This window comes from Campylobacter sp. P0109 (assembly GCF_002138755.1).
In the GTDB taxonomy this organism is placed as follows: Bacteria; Campylobacterota; Campylobacteria; order Campylobacterales; family Campylobacteraceae; genus Campylobacter; species Campylobacter devanensis.
On sequence record NZ_MJKK01000002.1, the window covers coordinates 25,380 to 36,120 of the forward strand.

6 protein-coding genes are annotated in these 10,741 nt (G+C 33.8%); all 6 read left to right on the top strand.

Translation table 11 applies throughout. The annotated features are described in order from the left end of the window. Nucleotides 1–17 precede the first annotated feature (17 nt). A complete protein-coding gene (gene purL / locus CIGNP109_RS02800) occupies nucleotides 18–2,213 on the top strand; it encodes a phosphoribosylformylglycinamidine synthase subunit PurL (protein WP_086228131.1) in 2,196 nt (731 codons plus the stop codon). A 2-nt stretch (nucleotides 2,214–2,215) separates the two neighbouring features. Continuing rightward, nucleotides 2,216–2,935: a DnaJ domain-containing protein gene (locus CIGNP109_RS02805; protein ID WP_086228132.1), complete on the top strand. Its 720-nt coding sequence runs from the start codon at nucleotides 2,216–2,218 to the stop codon at nucleotides 2,933–2,935. Nucleotides 2,936–2,944: 9 nt separating this feature from the next. Further along, complete coding sequence (gene purH / locus CIGNP109_RS02810; protein ID WP_086228133.1) at nucleotides 2,945–4,477, top strand: bifunctional phosphoribosylaminoimidazolecarboxamide formyltransferase/IMP cyclohydrolase; 1,533 nt, start codon at nucleotides 2,945–2,947, stop codon at nucleotides 4,475–4,477. 644 nt (nucleotides 4,478–5,121) lie between these two features. Continuing rightward, nucleotides 5,122–6,186, top strand: coding sequence for a methyl-accepting chemotaxis protein (locus CIGNP109_RS02815; protein ID WP_442861889.1), 1,065 nt, complete (start codon nucleotides 5,122–5,124; stop codon nucleotides 6,184–6,186). A 111-nt stretch (nucleotides 6,187–6,297) separates the two neighbouring features. Further along, nucleotides 6,298–6,702, top strand: a complete 405-nt coding sequence (locus CIGNP109_RS02820; protein WP_086224845.1) for an acyl-CoA thioesterase — start codon at nucleotides 6,298–6,300, stop codon at nucleotides 6,700–6,702. Nucleotides 6,703–7,141: 439 nt separating this feature from the next. Then, nucleotides 7,142–10,741: DarT ssDNA thymidine ADP-ribosyltransferase family protein (locus CIGNP109_RS08595; protein WP_180380004.1), on the top strand; the 3,600-nt coding region annotated here is incomplete at its 3' end.

Below are 10,741 nucleotides of genomic sequence, written 5' to 3' on the forward strand. Positions count from 1 at the left end.
TTTAAAAGGGGAAACATATGGATAAAGAAACGATACAAGCGCATAAAATTAGCGATGATGAATATAAGAAGATATTAGAGATTTTAGGGCGTGAGCCAAATTTACTTGAGCTTGGTGTATTTTCTGCAATGTGGAGTGAGCATTGTAGCTATAAATCATCTAAAAAATATTTAAATGGCTTTCCTACTAAAGCCCCATGGGTTCTTCAAGGTCCAGGCGAGAATGCTGGAGTGATTGATTGCGGTGATGGTATGGCTGCTGTATTTAAGATGGAAAGCCACAATCACCCAAGTTTTATTGAGCCGTTTGCTGGTGCTGCTACAGGGGTTGGCGGTATTTTTAGAGATATCTTTACGATGGGTGCTAGGGTTGAGGCTAGTATGAACTCTTTAAGATTTGGGCAGGTTCGTGGAGATGATAAAACTAATCGCCATCAGCGCTACTTAGTAAAAGGTGTAGTATCTGGTATTAGCCATTATGGCAACTGCATGGGTGTGCCAACTGTAGGTGGTGAAACTACATTTGATGAGAGTTTTAATGGTAATATTTTAGTTAATGCTTTTGGTCTTGGAATTTGTAAAAGTGATGAGATATTTTACGCAAAAGCCGAAGGTGTAGGAAATCCAGTAATGTATGTTGGGTCAAAAACAGGTAGAGATGGCTTAGGCGGTGCTGTGATGTCAAGCGATAGCTTTAATGAAGAAAATAAATCTCTACGCCCAACCGTTCAAGTAGGCGACCCATTTGCTGAAAAGCTTCTTATGGAGGCATGCTTAGAATTATTTAAGTGCGATTATATTGTAGGAATTCAAGATATGGGAGCAGCTGGTCTTACTTCAAGTAGTTTTGAAATGGCAGGCAGAAGCGGTAGCGGTATGAGAATGTATTTAGATAAAGTTCCTATGCGTGAGAGTGGAATGACTCCATATGAGCTAATGCTTAGTGAATCACAAGAAAGAATGCTAATCTGTGCTAAAAAAGGGTGCGAAGATAAGATAAAAGCAATCTTTGCTAAATGGGATTTAGATGCTGAGATTATCGGAGAGGTAACTGATACTGGCGTGATGGAGTTATATTGGCATGGAGAGCTAGCTGGTAGTGTGCCTATTGCTCCACTTAGCGAGGCTGCTCCTATGCTAGATCGCCCAACTAGCAGACCAAAATATCTTGATGAAATTGCAAAAATTAATTTAGATAATATGCCAAATATTAGTAATCAAGAAGCATTTGAGCTATTAATAAGAGATTTAAATGTGGCAAATAAAAGCCTAATATATGATCAATATGATTCAACTGTAGGTACAAATGTAATTAAAAAAGCTGGCAAACTAGGTGCTGCTGTGATGAGAATAAAAGAAAATGGCAAATCAATTGCTATGGGTATGGAGTGTAATACTAGATATAATTATGTAAATCCAAGAATTGGCGCTGCTGCAGCTGTTGCAACAAGTGGTAGAAAAGTGGCTATGAGTGGAGCTACTCCGCTAGCTATTACAGATTGTCTAAACTATGGAAATCCACAAAATCCTGAAGTAATGTGGCAGTTTGCTAATGGCTGCGAAGGGATTAAAGAGGCTTGTACTGCACTTAATACTCCAGTAGTTAGTGGTAATGTAAGCTTGTATAATGAAACTGATGGTATTAGCATTCAGCCAACTCCAAGTATTGTAACAGTAGGTGTAGGTGATGATGCTAATAAAAGCTTAGATAGTGAATTTAATAGTGCTGGCGTGAGTGTTTATTTGCTTGGTAAAACTACTGGTGAGTTTGCTGGATCGCTATATATGAAAGCTATAGCAAATCTATGCGCTGGAGAGCTAAAGGAGATTGATTATAAGGCAGAAAGAGCACTTTGGGATTTAGTAATTGAGGCTAATCAAAATGGAGTTTTAGCTTTTGCCAATAGTGTAGGAGTAGGTGGTATTGCTATAACTCTAGCTAAGATGGTAGCAGTTAGCTCTATTGGTTTTAGTGGAGAGATTAAATTTGATGATGGTCGCTTTGTATTTGATGAGAGTTTTTCTAGGGCAGTAGTAGGTGTTAAAGATGCTATTAAATTTGAAGAGCTAGCTAAAAAATATGGAGTTGAGTTTATTAAAATTGGCTTAAGTGGTGGTGATGAGTTTATTCTTAATGATATTAAAATGGACTTAAAAGAGCTGCAAAATATCTATTTTAGCGAGTTTGCTGCTGTTATTAAAAGTGAAGATTGATAGTGAATATATTTTTAATCTTAATTGGGCTTGTTGTCGCATTTTGGTTGCTTAGTCGAGGGTTTGCTAATTCAAACTATAAAAAACAAAGCCTTCAAGAGCTTCAATACGATGATGCTAAATATCTTATAATGCTTACTGCAAAAGTTGCTAAAAGCGATGGAGTAGTAAGCAAAGATGAAGCTAATTATATATCACTTTTATTAGATGATATATGCTTAAAGCTTGGAGATGTTAATGTTAGAAATGATTTAAAAGAGCTATATACCTGGCATAAAGATAGCCATAGCTCAGCTTATGCTATTGCTAAAGAGTATAAGCAAAAGATGAGGTTTAGCCAAAAAATCTGGATAAATCGTATAGTATTTTTTATGAATTTAGCCTATATTGATGGTGAATTTAATGGCAATGAAAAGGCAATACTACAAGAGATTTGCGATGGATTTGGCTTGCATAAGAGTATTGTAGAGGATCTTTTTGCTCATTTTGAGGCTGAATTTAAAAATTTATCTAAAGAAAATACTAATATTGATCCATATGAAGTTTTAGGGCTTTCAAAAGATGCTAGTTTTGAAGAGATTAAGGCTAGTTATCGTAGATTATCTAGAGAGTATCATCCTGATTTTACGATGGATAAAAGTGATGAGATAATTACTCAAGCAACTAAAAAAATGCAACAAATAAATGAAGCATATGATATGTTAAAAGCGAAATTTAAATAAGGAGCGTAGATGAGAGCATTAATTAGTGTTAGCGATAAAAGCGGTATAGTTGAGTTTGCTTTAGGACTTGAGGCTTTAGGTTTTGAGATTTTAAGTACAGGTGGTACATATAAAACGCTAAAAGATAATGGTATTAAAGTTATAGAAGTTAGCGAATTTACTGCTAGTCCTGAGATGTTTGAAGGTAGAATCAAAACACTTCACCCAAAAATACATGGAGGAATCTTACATAAAAGAGATAATGCTAGTCATGTAGAACAAGCTAGTAAGCACGATATTAAAGGTATTGATTTAGTATGTGTAAATTTATATCCATTTAAAGAGACTACAATCCGTACAGATGATTTTGAAGAGATTATTGAAAATATTGATATTGGTGGCCCTACTATGGTAAGAAGTGCGGCTAAAAATTTCAAAGATGTCTTAATAGTTACTGATATGAATGACTACGATAAGGTACTTAATGCTATTAGGAATGATAGTGCTAGTTATGAGTTTAGACGTGATTTAATGATTAAAGCATATGAGCATACTGCAGCATATGATTCTATGATAGCTAACTATATGAATGAGAGATTTAATGGCGGATTTGGTGCTAAAAGATTTATAACCGGTTCAAAAGTATTTGATACAAGATATGGTGAAAATCCTCATCAAAAAGGTGCTGCATATGAGTTTGATAGCTTTTTAAGTTTAAATTTTACTCAGTTAAAGGGTGAAGCAAGTTTTAATAATATGACAGATATAAACTCAGCTGTAGCTATCGCTTCGGCATTTGGCGATGCTCCAGCAGTTGCTATTTGCAAACATGCTAATCCGTGTGGTTTTGCTATTGGAGAAAATGAGCTTGATAGCTATATAAAAGCTCTTAAATGCGATCCTATTAGTGCATTTGGCGGAGTAGTAGCGATAAATGGTACGCTTACAAAGGAGCTAGCTCTTAAAACTAAAGAGATATTTATAGAGGTTATAATCGCTGCCAATGTAGAAGAGGGTGTTTTAGAGCTTTATAGTGATAAAAAACGCACTAAAATCTTTACACAAAATAATAAATTCTTAGTAACATCTGGCTATAAATGGGATTTTAAACATATTGATGGTGGTTTTGTATTTCAAGAAAAAGATAGCATAAGCGATGCTGAAGTAGATAATGCTAAACAAGTTACTACAAAAGCAGCAAATCCAGATGAGATAAACGACCTTAAAATTGCGTGGAAAATTGCAGCTTTAACTAAATCAAATTGTGTGGTTTATGTCAAAGATAGCACTCTTTTAGCTATTGGAATGGGGATGACTAGCAGGGTGGATGCGGCTCGTGCTGCAGTAGCTAAAGCCAATGATATGGGTATAGATTTAAAAGGTTGCGCATTAGCTAGTGAGGCATTTTTCCCATTTGCTGATAGTATAGAGATAGCAGCAAGTGTTGGCGTTGCAAATGTGATTCAACCAGGCGGTTCAATTCGTGATGAAGATGTAATAGAAGCAGCTAATAAAGCTGGAATTAGTATGTATTTTACAGGCATTAGACACTTCTTGCATTAATTTAATTTGGGTCAAATTCGACCCAAGTTTGCCTATTTTAGGCGAAAATTATCTTATTAAACTTCTAGTAAGAGTTAAAGATGTATAATTTCACTATATTTTATTCAAGGTGAGACAAAATGATTAATACCATAGGTAAGAAAATAGTTCTCAGTATTATTGCTGTGCTATTTATTAGCTTTGTAGTTATGCAGTTTATTATCATAGCTCAATTTAATAGTTCATCTACACAAATTACTAAAGATAGTTTAAATATGCTTAGTTCGTCGATTTTTCAAACAGTTCAGACTGCTATGAATACAGGCGACCCACAAATTATAGAAAAATCAGTTCATGATGCAAGTTTAATTAAAGGCGTAGCATCTTTAAAGATTTATCGTTCTGATGTTGTATCTGAAGGGTTTGGATTAGATAAGGTGGTGCCTAAGGATAATATTATCAAAGAGCAATTTATAAATCCAAAAAATTATACAGAGACTATCAAAACCAAAGATAACCATCAATTAAGATTAGTTACTCCAATTATTGCTAAGAGCGAATGTTTGGCTTGTCATGCTTTATCTAAAGAAAACGATGTTTTAGGCGTGATGGATTTATCATACTCATTAAATGCTATGGATAAAGATTTACGAGATAAGAGTGTTATGTTCTTTTTAATCTTTACTATTTCACTTATTTTAACTGCTATTATTGTTTTGGTTGTACTTCGCAAGGTTGTTATTGCTCCAGTGTTGGAGTTATTAAACCGTGCCAAGGATTTAAGTAGTGGCGATGGCGATTTAAGTGCTAGAATTTCAGTTAAAAGTAGCGATGAGATTGGTCAGACTTGCCAGCATATTAATGTATTTATAGAGAAAATTCAAGATATAGTCAAAAAAGCTCAAAATAGTGCTAAGAGTGTAGAGAATGAGACAATGACGCTAAATGACAACGCCTCAATACTCCTAAATAGCACAGAAGCAGGAAAAGCTCAAGCCAAAGAGTCATACGCAATTAGTAAAAGCATATCCGATGAGTTAGAGATATCAACTGACAAATCAAGCAAAGCAGCCGGCGCTAATAAACAATCTTATGATGAGTTAGAAGAGATGATACACTCTCTTAGCGAAGTTGTAACTCATCTAAATGAAGCAAATGCTAAAGAACAAGAGATAGCACAAAAAACAATAAGCGTAGTTAGCCAAACCGAAGATATGAAAAAGGTATTAGATATCATAGGCGATATAGCTGATCAAACAAATTTACTTGCTTTAAATGCAGCTATAGAGGCGGCTCGTGCCGGAGAGATGGGAAGGGGGTTTGCCGTAGTGGCAGAAGAGGTTAGAATATTAGCTGAAAAGACCAATGAATCCTTAAGCGGTATAAACTCTAATGCTCAAAATATGATAGAATCTACTAGGGAGTTAGGTGTTTCGCTTAATGAAAACGCTAAAAATATTGCACTTATTAGCACAAGTGCAAATGATTTAATGGATAGAGCTAGATCAACCCAAAAAGCTACAAGCGAATCTATGCAGATAGTTCAAGAGGTATCATCGATGGCTATAGATATTAATAAAAAGATAAAGACTCTACTAGATCAGTCTGAAAGCTCTGTAGAAGCATTTGATAATAATGCTAAAATTGTACATCAATTCTTAGAAGTATCAACTAGTCTAAAAGATGTATCTACCAGATTAGAAGATGATCTAAATAAATTCAAAACCTAATTCTAGCTACCCAAGCGGTGGCTAGAATTATAGCTTTTTTTAAACTTAAATTTAATTATAATTAATAATTCAAAGTTACAATTTCAATTTAAAAATATTAAGGATTTGATAATGAAAAATATGGGCGAACCAAGGATAAAAATCGTCGCTATGCCAAGCGATACAAATCCAGCTGGAAATATATTTGGTGGATGGATTCTTTCTCAAATTGACCTTGCTGGGGCTATAGCTGCTAGAGAGTTAGCGCCTATAAGAGTTGTAACAATCTCGATGAAAGAGGTAATTTTTAAAGAGCCAGTATTTATTGGTGATATTGTTAGTTGCTATGCAAAAATAACTCAAGTAGGTCAAACTTCAATAACAACAGTGGTAAAAGTAGTCGTGCAAAGATTAAATTCGCAAGGATTTTGTGAGTGTGTTCCAGTTACAACTGCTGAAGTAACTTATGTTAGCGTAGATGAAAAAGGCAATAAAAAACCAATAGATAGCGATTTAAAGCGATTACACGGATTTTGATTAATAGGCTAAATTTGAGATTTTAGGTGCTCAAATTTGGCTTTAAATTTGTTATTATTTACTACTCTGCATTTTATTGTAAATAGGTGAAATTTACCACTATCTTAATTAGATTAAATGATAGTATTGATATTTTGTAAAAAGTATGTTTGTATAAATTTAACTTATTTTAAGAAAAAAGATATTTTTTGGTAGATAAATAGTAATGCAAGTAGCACAAAAGATAAACAATGCCATTTATCAGTGCTACAAAATAAGAGCAAAGCTAGCTTGTTTTTTTGTAGAAGTTAGATTGTAGCTAAATTAGTTTTTACTATATCTGTAAAAATTTTCATTTGCTTTAAAATAAATTCACCGCTAAATTATCCAGCTAAATTTAAACTTATAAAGATATAATATAGCTATCAAAATACTATATTTATATTCCAAAGGCAGACTAATGGCAATTTTTCAAGTAACTAACACAATTAGCACCCTAGAAAAGCTCCCACTCAAAAATGGCTACATCTATTATATTGCCAATCTTGATGATTTAAGCGATATAATGAGCCACGGCATTAGCGCTATCTCCACTGACCCAAAGCGCTCCCACGCTGAGCCGATATATGGCAAGGCAATTAGTGAATATGTAAGCTTATATTTCAACCCACGCAACGCCACCTTATACTCAGCACAAAAGAGTTATGGAAGCAAGGTTATAATCCTACAAATTCACAAAACTGCTCTATTAACTGATGGGGTGATATTTACTAACGCTAGTGCCACTGCTGCTAGATATGAATGTGCAAATGAGCTTAGCGACTTGCTAAATACGCAGTTTATCAGCTGGAGTGAGGTGATGTCAAAAGGCTGGAACCACGCCAATAAATCCATCAAGCAATCTAAAAGAGATAAAATGATGGCTGAGGCACTTGTACCTACGCATTTGCCAATTGATATGATAGCTGGTATCATCTGTCAAGATAGCTCTATAGCTAAGAGTATTGCTAGTGATTATAATATTACAGCTGTAGCGGATATGGAGTATTTCTTTCCTATTAAGCTATATGCACCACAAAGTAAAGATGAGTTAGAAAATTTGATTTGTGATGAAGATATATATTTAGGCGATATAGATACTAGCGCTATAACTGATATGAGTGAGTTATTTTATGAGAGTTGGCGTGAAGATTTTAGTGGTATTGAGAATTGGGATGTAAGCAGTGTAACTAATATGAGCGGGATGTTTTTTGGTTGCGATAATTTCAATCAACCACTTGATAACTGGAATGTAAGCAGTGTAGTTAATATGAGTGGGATGTTTAGCTGTTGCACAAATTTCAATCAACCACTTGATAACTGGGATGTAAGCAGTGTAATTGATATGGTTGCAATGTTTAGAGATTGCAAAAATTTCAATCAACCACTTGATAGCTGGGATGTAAGCAGTGTAATTTATATGAATAGTATGTTTTCTGGTTGCAGAAATTTCAATCAACCGCTTAATAACTGGGATGTAAGCAGTGTAACTGATATGACAGGAATGTTTAATGGAACTGAAAGCTTCAATCAGCCATTAAATAACTGGGATATATCAAGTATAACTGATATGAGTGAGATGTTTAAATATTGCACAAATTTCAATCAACCACTTAATAGCTGGGATGTAAGCAGTGTAACTGATATGAGTAATATGTTTAATCACGCTGGAAATTTCAATCAACCACTTAATAGCTGGGATGTAAGCAGTGTAACTGATATGAGTAATATGTTTAATCACGCTGGAAATTTCAATCAACCACTTAATAGTTGGAAAGACAAACTATCTCAAGAGTTGATTAATCAACTACCACTAATATGTTTTGTAGAGAGAAAAATAGTAAATAATAAAACACGATACTATCCAAAAACAAAAGATGAATTAGAAAGTTTAGTAAGAGTAGAAAGTTTAAATTTAGGCGATATAGATACTAGCGCTATAACTGATATGAGTAAGTTATTTTATGAGAGTTGGCGTAAAGATTTTAGTGGTATAGAGAGCTGGGATGTAAGCAATGTAACTGATATGCGTTATATGTTTAGAAATTGCAAAAATTTCAACCAATCACTTAATAACTGGGATGTAAGCAGTGTAGTTAATATGAGTGATATGTTTGCTGGTTGCGAAAATTTCAATCAACCACTTAATAACTGGAATGTAAGCAGTGTAACTGATATGAGTGGTATGTTTTATGATTGCAAAAATTTCAATCAACCACTTAATAACTGGGATGTAAGCAGCGTAGTTAATATGTATATGATGTTTAGCCGTTGCAAAAATTTTAATCAACCACTTGATAGCTGGAAAGATAAACTATCTCAAAAGTTGATTGATAAGCTACCACTAATATATTTTGTAGAGAGAAAAATAGTAAATAATAAAACACGATACTATCCAAAAACAAGAAATGAATTAAGAAGTTTAGTAAGAACAGAAAGTTTAAATTTAGGCGATATAGATACTAGCGCTATAACTGATATGAGTGAGTTATTTTATGAGAGTTGGCGTGAAGATTTTAGTGGTATTGAGAATTGGGATGTAAGCAGTGTAACTAATATGAGCGGGATGTTTTTTGGTTGCGATAATTTCAATCAACCACTTGATAACTGGAATGTAAGCAGTGTAGTTAATATGAGTGAGATGTTTTATAATTGCTATAATTTCAACCAACCACTTGATAACTGGGATGTAAGCAGTGTAACTGATATGAGTGAGATGTTTGATGGTTGCATAAATTTCAATCAACCACTTGATAGTTGGAAAGACAAACTATCTCAAGAGTTGATTGATAAGCTACCACTAAGATGTTTTGTAGAGAGAAAAATAGTAAATAATAAAACACAATACTATCCAAAAACAAAAGATGAATTAGAAAGTTTAGTAATAGCAAGAAGTTTAAATTTAGGCGATATAGATACTAGCGCTATAACTGATATGAGTAAGTTATTTTATGAGAGTTGGCGTAAAGATTTTAGTGGTATAGAGAGCTGGGATGTAAGCAGTGTAACTGATATGAGTAAGATGTTTTTTGGTTGCGATAATTTCAACCAACCACTTGATAACTGGGATGTAAGAAGTGTAGTTAATATGAGTGATATGTTTGCTGGTTGCGAAAATTTCAATCAACCACTTAATAACTGGGATGTAAGCAGTGTAACTAATATGAGCGGGATGTTTTTTGGTTGCGATAATTTCAATCAACCACTTGATAACTGGAATGTAAGCAGTGTAGTTAATATGAGTGGGATGTTTAGCTGTTGCACAAATTTCAATCAACCACTTGATAACTGGGATGTAAGCAGTGTAATTGATATGGTTGCAATGTTTAGAGATTGCAAAAATTTCAATCAACCACTTGATAGCTGGGATGTAAGCAGTGTAATTTATATGAATAGTATGTTTTCTGGTTGCAGAAATTTCAATCAACCGCTTAATAACTGGGATGTAAGCAGTGTAACTGATATGAGTAAGATGTTTTTTGGTTGCGATAATTTCAATCAACCACTTGATAACTGGGATGTAAGCAGTGTAACTGATATGAGTAAGATGTTTTTTGGTTGCGATAATTTCAACCAACCACTTGATAACTGGGATGTAAGAAGTGTAGTTAATATGAGTGAGATGTTTTATAATTGCTATAATTTCAACCAACCACTTGATAACTGGGATGTAAGCAGTGTAACTGATATGAGTGAGATGTTTGATGGTTGCATAAATTTCAATCAACCACTTGATAGTTGGAAAGACAAACCATCTCAAAAGTTGATTAATCAACTACCACTAATATGTTTTGTAGAGAGAAAAATAGTAAATAATAAAACACGATATTATCCAAAAACAAAAGATGAATTAGAAAGTTTAGTAATAGCAAGAAGTTTAAATTTAGGCGATATAGATACTAGCGCTATAACTGATATGAGTGAGTTATTTTATGAGAGTGAGCGTAAAGATTTTAGTGGTATAGAAAATTGGAATGTAAGCAATGTAACTGATATGCGTTATATGTTTAGTGATTGCAAA